Origin of the sequence: Flavobacterium sp. (genome assembly GCF_040402955.1) — a bacterium.
Classification (GTDB): domain Bacteria; phylum Bacteroidota; class Bacteroidia; order Flavobacteriales; family Flavobacteriaceae; genus Flavobacterium.
In genome coordinates, this window is record NZ_JBBALQ010000025.1 from 1 (window position 1) to 20,067 (window position 20,067).

Consider the following 20,067-nt stretch of genomic DNA (forward strand, 5'->3'; position numbering starts at 1 on the left):
CACCAAAAAAGATATAACGGAACACACGACCTGAAAGGGAACGCACAAAATAAAAGTTTTGTATATTTGGACATGAATAAATTACTTATAATAAGTTCGGTTTGGGTAGAACCTAATTCTTCTGCAGCAGGAAGTAGAATGCTTCAATTAATTCGATTCTTTTTATCTCAAAATTATAGTATTGAATACGCTTCTACTGCTACAGATAGTGAATTCTGTTTTGATTTAGCTGAATTAGATATTACAACTCAATTTATTCAACTTAATGATAGTTCTTTTGATGATTACTTGCGGAGAATTAATCCAAATTTGGTTTTATTTGATCGATTTATGGTTGAAGAACAATTTGGTTGGCGCGTATCAAATGTATTGCCAAATGCAATTAAAATATTAGATACAGAAGATTTACATTGTTTGCGCAAAGCAAGGCAAGTAGCGATAAAGAAAAACACTTCGTTTGAGTCTTTAGATTTCAATTCTGATATTGCTAAACGTGAAATTGCCTCTATATTTAGAAGTGATTTATCGTTAATGGTTTCAGATTATGAAATGGATTTGTTACAAACCGTTTTTCAAGTTCCAAAAGCTATTTTGTTTTATTTGCCTATTTGGATCAAAAAATTTGCTCTTGAAAAACCAGATTTTCAAGCTAAAAATGATTTTGTATTTATTGGGAATTTTTATCATGAACCGAATTGGGATTCTGTATTAGTTTTAAAAAATGAGATTTGGCCTAAGTTAAAAGAGTTACTACAAGATGCAAAACTAAATATTTACGGTGCTTATCCATCTCATAAAGTACATCAATTACATAATCTTAAAGAGGGATTTTTAATTCACGGTAGAGCTGAAAGTGCTGAAGAAGTTATTCGTACTGCAAGAGTTTTATTAGCGCCTATTCGTTTTGGCGCTGGAATAAAAGGAAAATTATTGGAGTGTATGCAATACGGAACCCCATCTGTAACCACTTCAATTGGATCGGAAGCTATGTGCGATAATCTACCGTGGAACGGATTTGTTGAGAACGAGTATTCTGATTTTATTTCAAAAGCAGTTTTGTTATATTCCAATCAAGAAGTTTGGGAACTGGCTATACAAAATGGTTACGAAATAATAAACCATAAATTTTTATTTTCTATTTACGAAACAGCTTTTGTTTCCACTTTAAATAAACTACAATCTAATTTAGATTCCCATAGAAATGCAAATTTTATTGGACAAATGTTACAATTTCATTCGCTAAGAAGTACAGAATTTATGAGTCGTTGGATTGAAGAAAAGAATAAGTAAATTACTAATTCATTTCAAATTACATAAAACTTGCCAATAATATCCCTAAAGCAATTACGATTAATTTAGCTAAATTAAATTTGTGCCCTTCGCTACTTTCAAAAATAATAGTTGAAGAAATATGAAATAAAATACCAATTACAATTCCAGATAATTGCGATGAATAATTTGTAATAAAACTTAAATTATCTGCCAAGAACGTTCCTAATGGTGTCATAAAGGCAAAAGTAATCATGAAAAACAAAATAGCTTTAGAATTCAATTGTGCGTTTTTGAAAAATGTAGTTAAGATGATGGCAATTGGAAAGTGATGAATCGCAATTCCGTATGCCAAATGAGGATGTTTGTTGATTGGTAAACCTTCTAAAAGTGCGTGTAAACACAAACTAAAAAACAACAACCATGGTATGTGTGATATTCTGTGATGTCCATGAACATGTCCGTGTTCTGCGCCTTTTGAAAAATATTCTAAAATGATTTGAAACACAATTCCAAGCATAATAAAGATTCCAATTTTAGAATGGAAATGGCCTTCGTGTCCTGGTTCAGTTACAATTTCTTCGCTGTGATAAACTTCTGGAAGTAAATGCATAACGGTCAATGACAATAAAAATGCCCCACTAAACGCTAATAATAATTTTAAATTATTTTTGCTTTTTGGCGCGAAGAATATGGCGAAAATATATCCTAAAATAACCGATAGTAAAGGAAAAAGGTAAATAGTGTAGTTCATTATTTAAAAATCATAATTAAACGTTCTGATTGGGATTTGTAAAACTTTCTTAATTTGTAATCTCCAAAAATTTCTAATAAGTAAATACCTGCTTCTTCCATCATAGATTCAAAATCAGATAATGTGAATGCTGAAACTTTTTCGGTAAAGAAAAAAGATTCGCCTTTATCTTCAAATCTGATTTCTTTAATTATTTTCTTATTTTCAACAAAACGTTTGATGTTAAAAGTAATACCGTCTATTTCTTTGGTTTCTTCAGCAACTAAATTTTCAATAATAAAATCGGAATTAAAAAAATCAATTACACCAAAACCATATTCGTTAATACTGTCTTTTATTGCCTTTAAAGTTTTGATATTGTCTTCGTATGTGTCAAAATAACCAAAACTTGTAAATAAATTAAAAACAGCATCATAAGTTTCGTTCATTGGTTCACGCATATCTTGCGTTTTAAATCGTAACGATTCATTTGAAGATTCATTAGCTATAGAAATACTATTTTCGGATAAATCAACACCAGTTACGTTGTAGCCCAATTTATTTAAATAGATGGAATGTCTGCCTTTTCCACAAGCTAAGTCCAATATAGTTCCGTTTTCGGGCATATTCAGATAGTGTGTAACATTGTCCATAAAAACTTGGGCTTCTTCTTCATTTCTGTTTTTATACAAAATGTGATAATAAGGCGAATCAAACCAAGTACTGAACCAATTTTCTGAATTTTTTGCTGTAGAATTTGACATTTATCTGTTTGGAAATTATGAATCAACAAATTTAACGTATTTTTGCAAATAATTACTAATTAAATTCTCTCTGAGGGAAAGAGGTCTATGGAAAATTTTAAAATGGTTGCCAAAACTTTTTTTGGTTTTGAAGAGATTCTTGAAAAAGAATTGTTCCAATTAGGAGCGCAAAATGTTGTAAAAGGCACAAGAAGTGTTAGTTTTCAAGGTGATAAAGGTTTTATGTATAAAGCAAACTTGGCTTTACGTACGGCTTTAAAAATATTAAAACCCATTCATACTTTTAAGGCGTATAATGAACAAACGCTGTATGATGGCATCCAAAAAGTGGATTGGTCAGACTATTTGAAAGTGCAACAATCATTTGTTGTGGAAACGACTTTGTATTCAGAACAATTTACGCACAGTCAGTTTGTGGCGCAAAAAGTTAAGGATGCAATTGTAGATCAATTTAAAACCAATACAGGAGAACGCCCAAGTATTGATAAAGATTTTCCAGATTTAAGAATTCACATTCATATTGATAGAGATTTTTGTACACTTTCTTTAGATACTTCTGGTGTTTCATTACATCAGCGGGGTTATAAAACTGCTACTAATATTGCTCCAATTAATGAAGTTTTAGCGGCTGGAATGTTAATTTTATCCGGTTGGGATGGAAACGCCCATTTTTTAGATCCTATGTGTGGAAGTGGAACGATTGTGGCGGAAGCTGCGATGATCGCCTGTAATATTCCTGCTAACATCAATAGAAAGGAATTTGCCTTTGAAAGATGGCCAGATTGGGATTCGGAATTATTTGATAAGGTTTTAGAATCGTTATTGAAAAAAACAAGAGAATTTCATTATTCAATTGTAGGATGCGATAAAGCGCCAAGTGCCGTTGAAAAAGCGAAAGACAATATAAAAAACGCCAATTTAGATGATTATGTAACTATCAAACAAGCCGATTTCTTTCAATCTGAGAAAGAAGTAGAAGGACCGTTGCATATGGTTTTCAATCCACCTTATGGAGAACGTTTAAATATAGAAATGGAACGATTTTATATAGAAATTGGTGATACGATGAAGCAAAATTATCCAGGAACAAATGCTTGGTTTATAACTGCGAATTTAGAAGCATTAAAATTTGTAGGATTACGTCCAAGTAGAAAAATAAAATTATTTAATGGAAAGTTAGAAGCGCGTTTCGTAAAATACGAAATGTATGCAGGAAGTAAGCGAACAAAATTTCAGGTCAACGAATAATTAGTTTATAGTAAAAAAAAATAATAGTATGTCAAAACAAACCAAATCTTTAGTTTTTAATATGTTAGGATTTTTAATCCTTTTTATTGCATTCCGTTTTATTGTTGCTACGTATACCGGTTTTACAAGTTGGCAAATTCCATTAGCAGCGTTTACAGTAGCTACTATTTTAGCACCAAAATTTCAAGTAGTAAAAACCAGTGAAGGTGAAAAATTATTTATGAAATGGTTTTTTATTAAAGGCGTGAAAGAGATTAAATAGTTAAATTTTAAGTTTCAGAGTTTCAAAGTTTCAAAGTTTGGAATTTTTTAATTTTTGGGTTTTGGATTTTTTGAATTTCCTTTACTTTTATAAAAAGGTATAAAATAACTTATTGTGTAATTAAAACCGGCTCCAAACTTACTGTTTTCGTAAGTTTTATTAAAACCAGGAATGTATAAATTAGCGAAGCCCTCAAATTCTTTGTTAGACATTAAATAATTTAGTCGTAAAGAAAATCCAACATATAAATTATTTAAAACTTCCGCTTTTAAACCACTTACCACTTCTAACCAACTTGCAGAAAGTCCATTGAATTCTTGACCAGATGTATTGGTGTTTACTCCGTAATAATTTCCAGGTTGATAAATTGTAAAGCTATTTAATTTATGATTAAAACTTCCTACGCCAAAACGCATTCCAATAAAAATCATATTTTCCATATCTAGCCAATTTTCATAAGCGTTAAAATCAAAACCCACTTTAAAATAGGTTCCTTTTGTTGTGTAATTAATGTTGTCGTCTGCTGTAGTTTTTTCTTCATTCCCTATTTCTCCTGCGGCATAAAATTTCTTAGTAATTCTGTAATCTCCTACTAATTCTAAACCTTTATAGTTGACGTTATATAGAGATTTTGTTAAACGATGTGCATCAATTCCCAATCGTAATCCATAACGTTGAGGAATTTTCAAAGTATCTTTTTCTTGAGCTATACCATTTTTTGAAAACAGCAGCACAAAAATTAGACTAAAAATATATTTTAATATGTGTTTCATCTTCGTTTTCAATATTTGGTTGTGAAACAATAACGTTTTGAATCCAATTGTTTGAATCAGGTGTTACCGTAATTGGGTTAGTAGTATTTAGTGTAAACAACGTTTTATAGCCACAGGCACGAGAAACATAAACTGTTTTTCTACTGTAATTAAAAGTAATTTCGTCTAAATTATCGTCTGTTGTTGGGTCAACACTTCCATTTTTAATGAAATTTAAAATGGAAGTATCTTGAAACGTTTTCAAAGGCACTTTTATTTTACTTATTGCTGTAAATTTTAAAACATTTGTAAATCCAGGGGCAATTACACCTAAATTGGTTACGTTTTTAAGCGTGGTTGGATTGGCAACATCGTAAAATTCAATCACAACTTTTGGTGTTGTTGGCGTATTAGCATCGCAAATATCATCTTTTTCGCAACTGGAAAAGAAAAAACTAGCTAGTAATATTAAAATTATTTTTCTCATAATATCTTTTCCCCCTTTTGGGGGTTAGGGGGCTTTATTTTTTTTCTAAAAGTACAACATTTTCTACGTGATGTGTTTGCGGAAACATATCTACTGGTCGTACTCGAGTTACTTTATACATTTCATCTAACAAAGCCAAATCACGAGCTTGAGTTGCCGAATTACAACTTACATACACAATTTTTTCGGCTCCAATTTTCAATAATTGAGCTACTACGTCTTTATGCATTCCATCTCGTGGCGGATCGGTAATTACTACATCTGGATGTCCGTGAGTATTGATGAAATTATCGTTAAACACATTTTTCATATCACCCACAAAAAATTCGCAATTTGTAATGTTATTTCTAGTCGCATTTTCTTTTGCGTCAGCAATTGCTTCAGGAACAGCCTCTACGCCAATTACTTTTTTAGCTTTTTTCGATACAAATTGTGCAATTGTTCCTGTTCCGGTATATAAATCATACACTAATTCGTTTCCTGTAAGTCCTGCAAAATCTCGTGTAATGGCATATAATTCGTACGCTTGTTGCGAATTGGTTTGGTAGAACGATTTGGCATTTATGCTAAAATGTAGTCCTTCCATTTCTTCTAAAATGTAATTTCTACCTTTAAAAGTAATAATATCTTGATCATAAATCGTATCATTCATTTTCTGATTGATAACATATTGTAATGAAGTAGTTTCAGGAAAACGCTCTGCTAAAAAGTTCATGATTAATTCAATTTCTTTTTTATTATTGTCGTAAAATTGAATTAAAATCATCAATTCGCCCGTTGAAGCAGTACGAATCATTAACGTTCTTAATAATCCAGTAACTTCTCTTGGATTGAAAAAAGAAAGGTTGTTTTCATTCGCAAAACGACGAATTTCATTTCTTATATCGTTTGACGGATCTTCTTGTAAATGACATTTCGTGATGTCTAAAATTTTATCCCACATTCTAGGAATATGAAATCCTACCGCGTTTTTATTATCTAATTCTGCTCCTGAAGCCACTTCTTCAGGTGTCATCCATCGCGTAGATGAAAAACCAAATTCCATTTTATTTCTGTAGAAAAATTGCTTTTCCGAACCTAAAATGGGTTCAAATTCGGGCATTTCAATTTTTCCGATGCGTTTCAAATTATTGTATACTTCGTTTTGTTTGTAATGCAATTGTTGGCTGTACTTCATATTTTGCCATTTACAACCACCACAAACTCCAAAATGTTCGCAAATTGGTTCTGTTCGGTGTTCTGAAAATTCGTGAATCTTTATGGCTTTACCCTCATAAAATGCTTTTCGTTTTTTCATGGTTTGAATGTCGGCCACATCACCGGGTACCACATTCGGAATAAAAATTACTTTACCATCTGGCGCTTTTGCTACCGACACACCTTTTGCACCTGCATCAAGGATTTGTACGTTTTCGAATACGATTCTTTCTGTTCTCTTTTTTCCCATGACGCAAAAATAAGAATTGTTATGCGGATTAGATAAATTATTTTACTTTTATAACAAAATTTTAGAATAATGACAAAATATTTAGCACTTTTACGTGGCATAAACGTATCAGGACATAACATGATTAAAATGGATGCATTAAAAAAAATGCTGGAAAATATGGGGTTTCAAAATGTAGAAACTTACATACAATCTGGTAATGTTTTTTTGGATTCGGAAGAAGAAAATGCCGCAAGTGTAGGTTTTAAAATCAAACAAGAAATTTCAAAAGAATTTGGTTTTGATGTGCCTGTTATTATGGTTTCTAAAACGGATTTAGAATTGTGTTTTAAAAATAATCCGTTTTTGAAAGAAAAAGACTGCGACACGAAGAAATTATACGTGACATTTATCTCTAAAGAATTAGCACCATTAGCTATAAACGATTTGAAAATTAGTAATTTCAAGCCAGATGAAGCGGCAATTGATAGTAGTAGAATTTATATCAAATATGCGGTTGGTGCAGGGAAAACAAAATTAGACCAAAAGTATATTGAGAAAAAATTAAGTGCGTTTGCAACCATGAGAAATTGGAATACAGTTACAAAATTATTAGAAATGTATAACGGTTAGAAATCTCAAATTCCAAAACCCAAATTCCAAAACCCAAATTCCAAAACCCAAATTTCAAAACCCAAATTCCAAACTTAATTTCTCTTTTTGGAATTTGTAGTTTTTATTTTGGAATTTTTATTTTGTAATTTGGAATTTTTATTTTGTAATTTTACACAATTATGGATGATTTCTCTCCAATAAGTAGGAATTGCGATTTGACAATCAATAAAAATAAATCATGTTACTTTTAGAAAAAATGAATCCAGCAGAAATTATTGCTTTGGAAGACCAACACGGCGCTCACAATTACCACCCATTACCTGTAGTATTAAATAAAGGAGAAGGGGTTTTTGTTTGGGATGTAGAAGGAAAAAAATATTACGATTTTTTATCAGCCTATTCCGCAGTTAATCAAGGACATTGTCATCCAAAAATTGTTGGAGCAATGATGGAACAAGCACAAACACTTACTTTAACATCAAGAGCATTTTATAATGATAAGCTTGGAGTTTATGAAAAGTATGTAACCAATTATTTTGGTTTTGATAAGGTTTTACCTATGAATACCGGTGCTGAAGCAGTAGAAACTGCTTTAAAAATCTGTAGAAAATGGGCATATGAAAAAAAGGGAATAAGCGAAAATGCAGCACAAATTATTGTGTGTGAAAATAACTTTCACGGAAGAACGACTACAATTATTTCATTTTCAAATGATGAAAATGCACGAAAAAATTTCGGACCTTTTACAGATGGATTTATAAAAATACCTTATGACGACATTGAAACTTTAGAAAAAGCAATTTCGTCTTCGCCAAATATTGCGGGTTTTTTAGTCGAACCAATTCAAGGTGAGGCGGGCGTTTATGTGCCGTCTGAAGATTATATAGCCAAAGCTAAAGCATTATGTACTAAATATAATGTGTTATTTATTGCAGACGAAGTACAAACAGGTATTGCAAGAACTGGTTCTTTATTAGCGGTTTGTGGAAACTGCACTTGCGAAAAAGCTTGTGAAAAACAAAGCACGTATGTGCAACCTGATATTTTAATATTAGGAAAAGCAATTTCTGGAGGTGCGTATCCTGTTTCGGCTGTTTTAGCAAATAATGAAATAATGAATGTGATTAAACCTGGACAACACGGCTCTACCTTTGGAGGAAATCCTGTGGCGGCTGTAGTGGCTATGGCCGCTTTAGATGTTGTTTTAGAGGAAAATTTATCTCAAAATGCCCGTAAATTAGGTAAAATATTTAGAGAAGAATTAAACAAATACATTCAGACTTCCACTATTGCAACATTAGTTCGTGGAAAAGGTTTGTTAAATGCGATTGTTATTAATGATACCGAAGAAAGTGATACGACTTGGAATATCTGTATGAAATTAGCTGAAAACGGATTATTAGCAAAACCTACGCATGGTAACATTATACGCTTTGCACCGCCATTAGTTATGACAGAAGCACAATTATTGGATTGTGTAACCATTATTACCAATACTTTAAAAGAATTTGAAAATTAATTTATTTATGGAAAACGAAAAACAAACAGAAAATTTCGAAAATCAGCTGACTACTGCTGCAGTTGGATTTTTACAGGAAAGTGCCAAATGGTCAAAATTTATGGCTATTATTGGTTTTATAGGAATTGGTTTAATGGTATTAGTTAGTCTTTTTATGGCGATTGGCTTTAGTGCTATGGGCGCTTCTACTATGCCTGAATTGCCTTTTTCAATGTCGGTTTTCTCTATAATTTATGTGCTTTTTGCAGCTATTTATTTCTTTCCAGTGTATTATTTGTATCAATATGCTACTAAAACAAGTGCTGCTTTACATTCGAAAAACAAACAATTGTTAGCCGATGGTTTAGAAAATTTAAAATCGCACCATAAATTTTTAGGAATTTTTACTTTAATTTTAGTTTCCTTGTATGGCTTTATATTTGTCTTTGCTATTTTAGGAGGAATACTTTCTACTTTAAGTTAGAATAAAATAGTAAACATAAAAAAAACCGACTTATAATTAAATAAGTCGGTTTTTGTATTTTAATTAAAATCTTAGAAATGTAACGTCAAGTTGATTGAAGTTATTCCAACATTACCAAATCCGAAATCTGAAGTATTACCCCCTTTTGTTGATACTTCGGCTGCACTACCAGTTTTTTTAGTGTTTTCAGTTTTACCTTGTATGTCAAAACCAACTCTGTAAGTGTATTGTGCACCGATAGCAAATTTAGGGAAAATAAAATATTCAGCTCCTAAAAATCCTTGAACACCTAAACCAAAACCAATTCCAGATTTGTTTTTTTCACTATTTAAGAAAGCTTCAGTGCTAGAAGTAGTATTTATCGTTTCTTTACTAGTAGAACTTAAGTTGATTAATGCGTCAGCACCATAAAAACCTTGAAGACGAGTAGAACCTTTTCTCCATTCTTTACCTAATCCTGCAGTTAAATCAAATCCTGAAGCTTTGGTTTCTTGAGTTATTCCTGTTACTGTATTTGGAATTTTGTCATTACTTGCACCAAATCCTAAATTAGCAACTACTCTGTAAGCCATTTTGTCAGAAATGAATTTTTTTCCAACAAATGCATTGTTTGTTACAAAAGTAACAGAAGGAGCAGCATTATTAGTATTTCCATTAAATGCATTACCTGCATATTTGAAAATTCCATCAGCGTTAAAACTAACAGCCCAATCTCCAGCAACTGGTAAATAAGCTTCTCCTTTTTTAGATTTTAAATCTTGCGCATTAACAAAAGTTAATGATAATACTGCCGCAGCAGTTAGTAATACTTTTTTCATAATTTGTTTATATTTAAAGTTATTATGCAAATATAAAATGTTTTTTTTGAATGATAACTCATTTTTATGAGGTTATTAACATTTTTTTAAACAAATTTTTTTATTTCATATGGGAATCAAATGATTACGAAAACGTTGTAAATATAAAGTTTTAAAAAAATATACAATTGTATTTAGTTTAAGTTATTAACAATTTGCAAAAAGTCTATTTTTGATATTATTACATTTTGTTAACAAATAGTATTGATTTTTTGTTTTTTTTGATAAAAAGACTTAATAACTGTTTTCTTTTATATGATGTTTCCATTATAATAAGAATGATACATTAAAATTGAAGTTAAAAACCTATTTTTTAATAAGTTGAATAATTTTTATTTTAACAATAAAAAATTTTATTTGAAGTTTTTCCTGGTCTATTAGTAGTGTGAGAAAATGAAAAATAGCCAATAAATAAATTTTAGGCATAAAAAAATCCTACATTTCTGTAGGGTTTAATAATTGGGCGATTGCTTGTTCCGATTTTCGGAAAGGGGTTCGAACCCCCGACCCTCCCGATAAATCGGGATGCTCTGAACCAGCTGAGCTAATCGTTATTAATTTTTGAATTTTGTATCTACTTTCCTGAACTTATGTAAAACACAAACACAAAAAAGAGCATAAAAAAAATCCTACATTTCTGTAGGATTTAATAAGTGGGCAATGAGGGGTTCGAACCCCCGACCCCCTCGGTGTAAACGAGGTGCTCTGAACCAGCTGAGCTAATTGCCCCAATAAAATACACTACTTCCGTAATCCGAGTGCAAATATACATCTGTTTTTGGTATTTGCAAATAAAAAACAAAAAAATTATATTATTTCTGAAACCACGAAGTTACTCCCGCCAATAAAAATCACGTCTTTTTCGGAGGATTCACTATATGCTGCTTTGTAAGCTTTTGAAACAGAGATGTGTGTGTTGCCAATAAGTTGATACAATTTTGCTTTTTCTTGAAGTGTACTTACGTTTAAACCACGTTCGTTTTTTGGTTTACAAAAATAATATTTGGCATTTTTTGGAAATAATGGCAAAATGGTATCCAAATCTTTATCATTTACTACACCTAAAACAATATGTAATTGGTTGTACGTTTCTTTTTTTAATTGATTCATAACCATTTCAAGTCCGTGCGCGTTGTGGGCGGTATCGCAAATTACTTTCGGATTTTCTTGTAAAATTTGCCATCTTCCTTGTAAATGGGTATTTTGTACCACATTTAAAATTCCTTTTTTGATGTCGTCTTCCGTGATTTTAAAATCTGATTTCAAATTTCGAAATACTTCGATAACTGTTTTTTTATTCTTTATTTGATAATCGCCCAAAAGCTCAGAAGGATAATCTGGGTGGTTTTCATCTTGTGCAAAATAAATCTCAGAATTGTTTTTTTTCGCTACTTCAATAAAAACCGGTTTTGTTTGTGACGTATACTCTCCAATTATAACTGGAATATTCTGCTTTATAATTCCTGCTTTTTCAAAGGCGATTTTTTCTAAAGTATCACCTAAAAATTGTGTATGATCTTTTCCTATATTCGTAATTACAGAAAGTAAGGGTCTAATACTATTTGTAGCATCTAATCTTCCACCCATGCCTACTTCAATAATAGCGATATCTACTTTTTTATTTGAAAAATATTGGTAAGCCAATCCAACTGTCATTTCAAAAAAACTTAATTCGGTTTTCTCAAAAAACGACTTATGATTTAAAATAAATTGATGAATATAATTTTTAGATATTTTCTTACCATTTATAGTAATTCGTTCCCTGAAATCCTTTAAATGAGGCGACGTGTATAAGCCCACTTTATATCCAGCTTCTATAAATACTGAGGCAATCATACTGCTTGTAGAACCTTTCCCATTCGTACCTGCAACATGAATGGATTTAAAATTCTTTTCAGGATGATTCAAATGTTTTGTTAATAATAAGGTATTGGTTAAATCTTCTTTATATGCAGCAGCACCAATGTTTTGGAACACGGGAAGTTGATTAAATAGCCAATTTATGGATTCTTTGTAAGTCATTATTTAAGGTATTATTTAAAAATTTCTTCTTCTGTAAAATAAAATATACTTTTTTTAGTTTTATACTTTATAGAAAAATGTATCTTTATTGCAAATTTCAAAAAATTAATTAAGAATAGTATTACTTATGATCGGATTTTTTTTACAAACTACTGTAGATACTGTTGCACAAGCTGTAACAAATGTGGCAAATACAAATACAACACCTGTTAACGAAGGAATATCAGTTTTTGAGTTCATTTTAAAAGGTGGTTTTTTCTTAATACCAATTATTATTTTGATGATTTATACCATTTATTTAATAGTTGAAAGGTATTTGTATATCACTAAAACTACTAAAAATGATGATTTTCTACTAAAAGAAGTGCGTACTCACTTAAATAGTGGTAATATGAATTTAGCAGTTGGAGCAGCAGAACGCGTAAATAATGCTACAGCAAGAGTTGTAAAAGAAGGAATTTTAACGATTGGAAGACCTATTTCTGAAATTGAATCAAATATGGAACGTATGGCTCAAATTGAATTGGGCGAGATGGAACGTAAAATGGGTCAATTAGGATTAATTGCGGGTATGGCACCAACATTAGGTTTCGTAGGAACGATTTCTGGGGTAATTAAAATTTTCTATAGTATTTCTATTACCGAAAATATTAGTATTGGAAATATTTCTGGTGGATTATACGAAAAAATGATTTCGTCCGGAGCTGGACTTATTGTTGGTTTAATTGCTTACGCGGGTTATCATTTATTGAATGGAAAAATTGACCATTTTATGCTAAATGTTCAAAAACAAGTATTGGAATTTGTAAACATAATTCAGCGACCAAATGGCAATTAAAAGAAACAGACGTTTTCATGCTGAAGTTCATGCGTCATCAATGAGTGATATCATGTTCTTTTTGCTATTGTTTTTTCTAATCATCTCTACATTGGCAAATCCGAATGTAATTAAAATGACGTTGCCAAAATCGAAAACTAACGAAAAAACAAATAAACAATTTATTAGTATTTCTGTTACGGAAGACAAAACTTTTTTTATTGACAAACAACTTGTTAATTATGATGATTTAGAAAAAGAATTGTTAGCAAAAATTGGAACAAATAAAGAACAAACCGTTGTAGTTCGAATTCCGTTTAATTTACAAGTGCAAGATTTAGTAGATGTGCTTCAAATAGGCGTAAAAAATAATTTGAAGTTTGTAATTGCAACTAATCCGAAGTAATAGTGCTTTTTTTATTTCATATTTGCTTTTTATTATTTGTGTAATCTGTGTTTTAAAATTACTTTTGCATAACAACACATTCACATTATGTATAAATTAATTTTACGACCAATTCTTTTTTGTTTCGATCCTGAAAAAGTACATTATTTTACCTTTTCGTTGGTGAAATTTATTTCTAAAATCCCATTTGTAACTTCAATTATCAAAGCGATTTATGTAGTAGAAGACAAACGTTTAGAAAGAGAAGTATTTGGGTTGAAATTTAAAAACCCAGTTGGATTAGCAGCAGGTTTTGATAAAGACGCGAAACTATTCAATGAATTGTCAGATTTCGGATTTGGTTTTATTGAAATCGGAACGCTAACACCTAAACCACAAGACGGAAATCCTAAGAAAAGATTATTTCGTTTAAAATCCGATTCAGCAATTATTAATCGAATGGGATTTAATAATGGCGGAGTGGAAGCAGCGATTTTAAGACTAAAGAAAAATAAATGCATTTTAATTGGTGGAAATATTGGGAAAAATAAAATTACTCCAAATGAAAATGCTACTGATGATTATGTAATATGTTTCGAGGCCTTATACGATTATGTTGATTATTTTGCAGTTAATGTAAGTTCACCAAACACACCAAATCTGCGTGAACTTCAAGAAAAAGAACCGTTGACAAACTTATTACTGACCTTACAAGACTTGAACAATACGAAAGTCAAGGCAAAACCAATTCTTTTAAAAATAGCACCTGATTTGACTGACGAACAATTATTGGATATTATCGAAATTGTTAACGAAACCAAAATCGCAGGTGTAATCGCAACCAACACTACTATTTCGCGTGACGGATTAACGTATGAAAATAAATCAGAAATGGGTGGGTTATCCGGAAAACCGTTAACTAAACGTTCTACAGAAGTGATTCGATTTTTATCTGAAAAAAGCAATAAATCTTTCCCAATTATTGGAGTAGGAGGTATTCATACTGCTGATGATGCTATCGAAAAATTAAATGCTGGTGCAAGCTTAGTCCAATTATATACTGGTTTCATTTACGAAGGTCCGCAGTTGATTAAAGATATAAATAAGAAGTTGTTAGGTTAATATGTCAATTCGATAATTAGTCAATAGGATAATCATAGTTTATCGGCACATTGAAAATTAAATAAGATGAAACTAGTCTTCGCATCAAACAATAAAAACAAAATTGCCGAAATTCAACAGCAAGTCGGGTCGCAATTTGAAATTGTCTCTTTAGAAGACATTGGTTGCTTTGTGGATATTCCGGAAACGGCTGAAACTATCGAAGGCAATGCGATTTTAAAAGTCAATTATGTTACAGAAAATTTTGGTTTACCCTGTTTTGCTGATGATACTGGTTTGGAAATTGAAAGTTTAAATAACGAACCAGGCGTATATTCTGCTCGTTATGCAGGTGAGCAAAAAAATGCGGAAGATAATATGGATTTGGTTTTACAGAAATTAGCATCTAAAACCAATAGAAAAGCTCAGTTTAAAACTATCATTTCTTTAAATTTCAATAACCAACAGCATTTATTTGAAGGCATTGTAAAAGGTGAAATTACTCTGGAAAAGTCAGGAAATCAGGGTTTTGGCTACGATCCAATTTTTCAACCTGAAGGATTTTCAATTACTTTCGCAGAAATGACTATGGAACAAAAATCGATTATCAGTCATAGAGGAATTGCGGTTCAAAAACTAATACACTTTCTTAAAAACAAATAAAATGTATTGTAATTTTAATGTTACTATACGAATTATTACTTCTTTGCTATGTTAAGCAATCGTAACTTTCTGAAAATCAATAACAAACAAATTAGTTTAATCCATAATTAAATCCTACCTTTGCACCCAATTTAAAAATATATAATGAATAAATTTGAGCAATTAGGGTTAAACGAATCGTTGTTAAAAGCAATACGTGATTTAGGATTCGAGACCCCGTCGGAAGTACAGGAGAAGGCTATACCACTATTATTGGAAGATGATACAGATATCGTGGCTCTTGCCCAAACAGGAACAGGAAAAACCGCAGCTTTTGGTTTTCCGCTAATCCAAAAAATTGACCCATTCAACAAGCAAACACAGGTTTTAATACTTTCTCCAACAAGAGAATTGTGTTTGCAAATTACAAACGAGATTAAATTATACTCAAAATACATCGACGGTTTATATACTGTTGCAGTATACGGTGGCGCGAGTATTCATGATCAAGCGCGTGATATTAAGCGAGGCGCACAAGTAATTGTGGCGACACCGGGTAGAATGCAAGATATGATTAACAGAGGCATGGTGAATATAAAAAACATCAGCATCTGTGTTCTTGATGAGGCAGACGAAATGTTAAACATGGGTTTCTATGAAGATATTACAAGTATCTTATCAGACACGCCAAAAGACAAAAACACTTGGTTATTCTCGGCAACAATGCCGCAAGAAGTAGCCAGAATCGCTAAAGAATTTATGAGAAACCCGCAAGAAATTACGGTTGGACATAAAAACTCGAGTTCAGCAAACATTTCTCACGAATATTATTTAGTTAATGCACGTGATAGATACGAGGGATTAAAAAGATTGGCAGATGCGAATCCAGATATTTTCTCAGTAATTTTTTGTAGAACTAAAAGAGATACGCAAGCGGTTGCAGAAAAATTAATTGAAGACGGGTATAATGCTGCTGCATTACACGGAGATTTATCGCAAGCACAACGTGATGGCGTAATGAAATCGTTCCGTGGAAGACAAATTCAAATGCTTGTTGCGACTGACGTTGCAGCTCGTGGAATTGACGTAGACAACATTACTCACGTAATCAATTATCAATTACCAGACGAAATTGAAACCTATACACACCGTTCAGGTCGTACAGGTCGTGCCGGAAAATCAGGTATTTCGTTCGTAATTATTACAAAAAGTGAAATCAGAAAAATTCACTCAATTGAGCGAATTATCAAAACCAAATTCGAAGAAAAATCAATTCCTTCTGGAATGGAAATCTGCGAAATTCAGTTGTTACACTTAGCCAACAAAATTAAAGATACAGAAACAGATCATTCAATTGATACATATTTACCTTCAATTATGGAGTTGTTGCAAGACATTCCTAAAGAAGAATTAATCAAAAAAGTAATTTCTGTAGAATTTAATCGTTTCTTAAACTATTACAAAAAATCAAAAGATTTGGCTTCTCAAGAAGGTTCATCAAGTAGAGCTGAAATTCCATCTGATGGAACGGTAAGATATTTTATCAATATTGGTACAAGAGATGATTATGATTGGATGACGTTAAAAGATTATTTACGTGATACTTTACAAGTAGGTCAAGACGACGTATTTAAAGTAGACTGTAAAGAAGGTTTTTCTTTCTTTAATACGAATGCTGAATTGGCAGAAAAAGTAATGGAAGTTTTAAATGCTGTAAATATTAACGGCAGAAAAATTAACGTTGAAATTTCTAAAAATGACGGTGGCGGACGCAGAGACCATAACGGAAGAAGTGGTGGAAGATCTGGCGGAAGCGGATTCTCAGGAAGACGTGAAGGCGGAAGTTCTGGTGGATACAGAGGAAATTCTGGTGGTGGAAATCGTGAAGGCGGTGGATACAGAGGAAACTCAGCTGGCGGAAACCGCGAAGGTGGCGGTTACAGAGGAAATTCTGGTGGTGGAAATCGCGAAGGTGGTTTCAACCGTGAAGGTGGAAATCGTGAAGGCGGAAGTGGTTTCAGACCAAGAACTACATCAACTGGTGGAAGCGACAGAAGAACTTCTGAATCTCGCGATAGCGGAAGAAGAGGTGAAGGACGTTCTTCATCTGAAGGTCGTTCTACAGAAAGAAGAAGTTCTGGATTTGAAGGTGCAAAAAGAACACCAAGAAGATCAAACGACTAATTTTTAGTCTAAATATAATAATCCCGATTCGAATATTCGTTTCGGGATTTTTTATGCTTTAAAATTCAACTTTTTTATAATCTTATGTTAACACTATTAACTATTTAAAATTAAATCTTATTTTTGTAGAAATATGTTTTCAGATGAAAAAAATAGCTTTTCTTTTTCTAATTTTAAATGCTGCGGTTGGGTTTTCTCAAATCGACTCATTGCAAATAAAAGTGAAAGGAAAAATTATGGATATTAAAACTAAAATGCCAATTGCAAGAGTAACGGTTTTAAATAAAAATACTTCTGCGGTAGTATTAGCTTCCGAAAACGGTGATTTTGAAATTTCTGCGAAACCTAATGATAAATTGTTGTTTTCTCATTTGGGATACAATTATGCAGAGGTCGGTGTGAATCAAAAATCATATTCTGCAATTCAAACTGTTTTTTTAAGTTATAAAGATAATGAAATTGAAACGGTTCTGGTAACCAGTTATACCTTAACAGGGTATTTACAAATTGACACAAAATTAATCCCTGTAAATGAGAATTACCGCTACAATATTGCAGGTTTAAATTTAGGTTACGAACCAGGAATGAAGGCCAAAAACGCTACTGAAAATTTATTAAAATCATTGTCAAATCCAGTAGATTTGGTGTATTCTTTATTTAATTCTAAAGAAAAAGATTTTAAAAAATTAATAATTTTAAAAAACGATGCGCATTTTGCTTCTATTTTAAGTAATAACACAAACAGAGAAGTTTTGGTCATGTTATTGCAATTGGATAAAAATGAAATTGATAAAATTTTGGAAAAATGCAATTATTCTAAAAACTTCATTAAGACAGCAAGTGATTTACAAGTATTAGATGCCTTGGCTAGCTCCTATAATGATTATAAAGTTTTGAAAAGGAAGTAGTTTAAGTGAAGAGTTGGAAAGTATCAAAGTAAAATGTGTCAAGTAGCTATTTACAACTGCCAACTCATAACTGATTACTGAAAACTATCCCACAAACTGCTTCTCAACATAGTCAATGTCTTTAATCGTTTTTCTTGTCCAATCCAATCGTTTTTCTAACACTTCTTCATCTGTAAGCTGCCAGTTAATATCTGATTGTCGCATTCTGTTAGTAATATCTTGAATTACCAGAGCCGCTGAAACGGAAATATTTAAGCTTTCAGTAAATCCAACCATTGGAATTTTTATAAACCCATCTGCCTGACTCATTACTTCTTCTGAAAGCCCGTCAATCTCCGTTCCAAAAAAGATTGCCGATTTTTTCGAAAAATCAAATTCGTCTAACATACAGGAGTCATTATGTGGTGTGGTCGCAATAATTTGATACCCTTTTGCCCGTAAACTTGCGATACAACTTTTCATATCTTGATGTTGGTTAATGTCTACCCATTTTTCGGCACCCATCGCAATTTGTTTGTCAATCGCTTTTCCGTATCGTTGTTCTACAATATGTAAATTTTGAATGCCAAAAACCTCACAACTTCTCATAACAGCACTTGTGTTATGAAGCTGATATACATCTTCCATAGCAATAGTAAAATGATTGGTTCTGTTTTTTAGTACTTCAATAAATCTGTTTTTTCTGTTTTCAGACATAAAGTTTTCTAAATATTCTAATAAAGCGTGTTTGTTTTTTTGCATTTCGGTTTAATTTGCCGCAAAGTAACAAAAATTCTATAAAAGAAAATGGTTGAATTAATAGCTCTAATTTTTTAATGTTTATTATTTTAAAATTAATTTTTCAAAAAACAGCTAACTAATTTCGGAATACTACGCACGAATTACTAAATTTGTATCTTTAAAAAACAACACAACATTATGCAATTAACGGAATTAAATGCCGTATCGCCAATTGATGGACGCTACAGAAGTAAAACTAAATCGTTATCCGCTTATTTTTCGGAAGAAGCGTTAATAAAATATAGAGTTTTAGTTGAGGTAGAATATTTTATTTCTATGTGTGAATATGGTGTGTCACAATTACAAGGTGTAGATAAAAATAGCTTTGGTAAATTGAGAAGCATTTATGAAAATTTTTCAACGGAAGATGCACTTTGGATAAAAGAAACAGAGAAAACAACCAACCACGATGTAAAAGCGGTTGAATATTTTATAAAAAAGAAATTTGACGAATTTGGTTTAGAAGCATTTAAAGAATTCATTCATTTCGGATTAACTTCTCAGGATATTAACAATACTGCGATTCCGCTTTCTACAAAAGAAGCTTTTGAAAATGTGTATTTGCCTGGTTTAATAGCAATTGTTCAGAAGTTAAAAGAACTTTCTGTAGAATGGGCAAATATTCCTTTATTAGCACGTACTCACGGGCAACCTGCATCTCCAACGCGTTTAGGAAAAGAAATTTTAGTTTTTGTAGAACGGATAGAAGAGCAAATGCGTTTGTTGTTTAATGTGCCTTTTGCGGCTAAATTTGGTGGAGCAACTGGAAATTATAATGCACATAAAGTGGCTTATCCAAACCATGATTGGAAAGCATTCGGATCGCAATTTGT

The 20,067-nt window shown here is 31.7% G+C and carries 21 protein-coding genes and 1 tRNA gene; 13 read left to right on the forward strand and 9 right to left on the reverse strand.

Annotated elements, in window-relative coordinates; genetic code table 11:
* Positions 1–72: 72 nt before the first annotated feature.
* Complete coding sequence (locus ABWP78_RS08680) at positions 73–1,290, forward strand: glycosyltransferase (protein WP_502905486.1); 1,218 nt, start codon at positions 73–75, stop codon at positions 1,288–1,290.
* Between the two features lie 19 nt (positions 1,291–1,309).
* Here the strand turns inward: ABWP78_RS08680 and ABWP78_RS08685 are convergent, their stop codons facing one another.
* Both ABWP78_RS08685 and ABWP78_RS08690 read right to left on the reverse strand, forming a co-directional pair.
* Positions 1,310–2,023: a ZIP family metal transporter gene (locus tag ABWP78_RS08685; RefSeq protein ID WP_353170588.1), complete on the reverse strand. Its 714-nt coding sequence runs from the start codon at positions 2,021–2,023 to the stop codon at positions 1,310–1,312.
* The gene (locus tag ABWP78_RS08690; RefSeq protein ID WP_353170590.1) at positions 2,023–2,766 is read right to left on the reverse strand and encodes a class I SAM-dependent methyltransferase; all 744 of its coding nucleotides are present in this window, start codon (positions 2,764–2,766) and stop codon (positions 2,023–2,025) included. Before ABWP78_RS08690 ends, ABWP78_RS08685 begins: the two co-directional genes overlap by 1 nt.
* Before the next feature lie 87 nt (positions 2,767–2,853).
* Between ABWP78_RS08690 and ABWP78_RS08695 the strand changes: the two genes are divergently transcribed.
* Positions 2,854–4,014, forward strand: coding sequence for a THUMP domain-containing class I SAM-dependent RNA methyltransferase (locus tag ABWP78_RS08695; RefSeq protein WP_353170592.1), 1,161 nt, complete (start codon positions 2,854–2,856; stop codon positions 4,012–4,014).
* Between the two features lie 28 nt (positions 4,015–4,042).
* Positions 4,043–4,276, forward strand: coding sequence for a hypothetical protein (locus ABWP78_RS08700; protein WP_353170594.1), 234 nt, complete (start codon positions 4,043–4,045; stop codon positions 4,274–4,276).
* A 47-nt stretch (positions 4,277–4,323) separates the two neighbouring features.
* Here the strand turns inward: ABWP78_RS08700 and ABWP78_RS08705 are convergent, their stop codons facing one another.
* From ABWP78_RS08705 to rlmD, 3 genes are read right to left on the reverse strand one after another with little or no spacing between them, the layout of a single operon-like run.
* Positions 4,324–5,049 (reverse strand): DUF6048 family protein, encoded by a 726-nt coding sequence (locus tag ABWP78_RS08705; protein ID WP_353170595.1) that lies wholly within the window; start codon positions 5,047–5,049, stop codon positions 4,324–4,326.
* The gene (locus ABWP78_RS08710; RefSeq protein ID WP_353170597.1) at positions 5,021–5,515 is read right to left on the reverse strand and encodes a DUF6452 family protein; all 495 of its coding nucleotides are present in this window, start codon (positions 5,513–5,515) and stop codon (positions 5,021–5,023) included. Before ABWP78_RS08710 ends, ABWP78_RS08705 begins: the two co-directional genes overlap by 29 nt.
* A gap of 34 nt (positions 5,516–5,549) precedes the next feature.
* The gene (gene rlmD, locus ABWP78_RS08715) at positions 5,550–6,962 is read right to left on the reverse strand and encodes a 23S rRNA (uracil(1939)-C(5))-methyltransferase RlmD (protein ID WP_353170598.1); all 1,413 of its coding nucleotides are present in this window, start codon (positions 6,960–6,962) and stop codon (positions 5,550–5,552) included.
* A 69-nt stretch (positions 6,963–7,031) separates the two neighbouring features.
* Between rlmD and ABWP78_RS08720 the strand changes: the two genes are divergently transcribed.
* The 3 genes from ABWP78_RS08720 (at position 7,032) to ABWP78_RS08730 (ending at position 9,538) form a co-directional block, all read left to right on the forward strand.
* Positions 7,032–7,574: a DUF1697 domain-containing protein gene (locus ABWP78_RS08720; protein WP_353170599.1), complete on the forward strand. Its 543-nt coding sequence runs from the start codon at positions 7,032–7,034 to the stop codon at positions 7,572–7,574.
* A gap of 220 nt (positions 7,575–7,794) precedes the next feature.
* A complete protein-coding gene (gene rocD, locus ABWP78_RS08725) occupies positions 7,795–9,075 on the forward strand; it encodes an ornithine--oxo-acid transaminase (protein WP_353170600.1) in 1,281 nt (426 codons plus the stop codon).
* A 7-nt stretch (positions 9,076–9,082) separates the two neighbouring features.
* A complete protein-coding gene (locus tag ABWP78_RS08730) occupies positions 9,083–9,538 on the forward strand; it encodes a hypothetical protein (RefSeq protein WP_353170602.1) in 456 nt (151 codons plus the stop codon).
* 71 nt (positions 9,539–9,609) lie between these two features.
* Here ABWP78_RS08730 and ABWP78_RS08735 read toward each other — a convergent pair whose 3' ends face one another.
* The 3 genes from ABWP78_RS08735 to ABWP78_RS08745 form a co-directional block, all read right to left on the reverse strand.
* Positions 9,610–10,356: a hypothetical protein gene (locus tag ABWP78_RS08735; protein ID WP_353170603.1), complete on the reverse strand. Its 747-nt coding sequence runs from the start codon at positions 10,354–10,356 to the stop codon at positions 9,610–9,612.
* Positions 10,357–11,049: 693 nt separating this feature from the next.
* A tRNA-Val gene (locus ABWP78_RS08740) sits at positions 11,050–11,124 on the reverse strand.
* A 78-nt stretch (positions 11,125–11,202) separates the two neighbouring features.
* A complete protein-coding gene (locus tag ABWP78_RS08745) occupies positions 11,203–12,417 on the reverse strand; it encodes a bifunctional folylpolyglutamate synthase/dihydrofolate synthase (protein WP_353170605.1) in 1,215 nt (404 codons plus the stop codon).
* Positions 12,418–12,544: 127 nt separating this feature from the next.
* On the opposite strand from ABWP78_RS08745, the gene ABWP78_RS08750 reads away from it, so the two are divergent.
* The 6 genes from ABWP78_RS08750 to ABWP78_RS08775 all read left to right on the forward strand — a co-directional run bounded on the left by ABWP78_RS08750 (position 12,545) and on the right by ABWP78_RS08775 (position 18,454).
* Entirely contained in the window at positions 12,545–13,255 is a 711-nt protein-coding gene (locus tag ABWP78_RS08750; protein WP_502905485.1) for a MotA/TolQ/ExbB proton channel family protein, read from the forward strand.
* Positions 13,245–13,640 (forward strand): ExbD/TolR family protein, encoded by a 396-nt coding sequence (locus tag ABWP78_RS08755; protein WP_353170606.1) that lies wholly within the window; start codon positions 13,245–13,247, stop codon positions 13,638–13,640. The genes ABWP78_RS08750 and ABWP78_RS08755 overlap by 11 nt, the downstream gene beginning before the upstream one ends.
* Positions 13,641–13,727: 87 nt before the next feature.
* Positions 13,728–14,741: a quinone-dependent dihydroorotate dehydrogenase gene (locus ABWP78_RS08760; RefSeq protein WP_353170607.1), complete on the forward strand. Its 1,014-nt coding sequence runs from the start codon at positions 13,728–13,730 to the stop codon at positions 14,739–14,741.
* Positions 14,742–14,807: 66 nt separating this feature from the next.
* A complete protein-coding gene (locus ABWP78_RS08765; RefSeq protein WP_353170608.1) occupies positions 14,808–15,383 on the forward strand; it encodes a non-canonical purine NTP diphosphatase in 576 nt (191 codons plus the stop codon).
* A 144-nt stretch (positions 15,384–15,527) separates the two neighbouring features.
* On the forward strand, positions 15,528–17,546 hold the full coding sequence (locus tag ABWP78_RS08770; RefSeq protein ID WP_353170610.1) for a DEAD/DEAH box helicase: 2,019 nt from the start codon (positions 15,528–15,530) through the stop codon (positions 17,544–17,546).
* 143 nt (positions 17,547–17,689) lie between these two features.
* Positions 17,690–18,454 carry a carboxypeptidase-like regulatory domain-containing protein gene (locus tag ABWP78_RS08775; protein ID WP_353170612.1) on the forward strand — a complete coding sequence of 255 codons (765 nt, stop codon included), beginning with the start codon at positions 17,690–17,692 and terminating at the stop codon, positions 18,452–18,454.
* An 84-nt stretch (positions 18,455–18,538) separates the two neighbouring features.
* Here the strand turns inward: ABWP78_RS08775 and ABWP78_RS08780 are convergent, their stop codons facing one another.
* Complete coding sequence (locus ABWP78_RS08780) at positions 18,539–19,195, reverse strand: TrmH family RNA methyltransferase (RefSeq protein ID WP_353170613.1); 657 nt, start codon at positions 19,193–19,195, stop codon at positions 18,539–18,541.
* A gap of 177 nt (positions 19,196–19,372) precedes the next feature.
* Here ABWP78_RS08780 and ABWP78_RS08785 point away from each other — a divergent pair.
* A partial coding sequence (locus tag ABWP78_RS08785) for a lyase family protein (protein WP_353170615.1) occupies positions 19,373–20,067 on the forward strand: 695 nt, incomplete at its 3' end.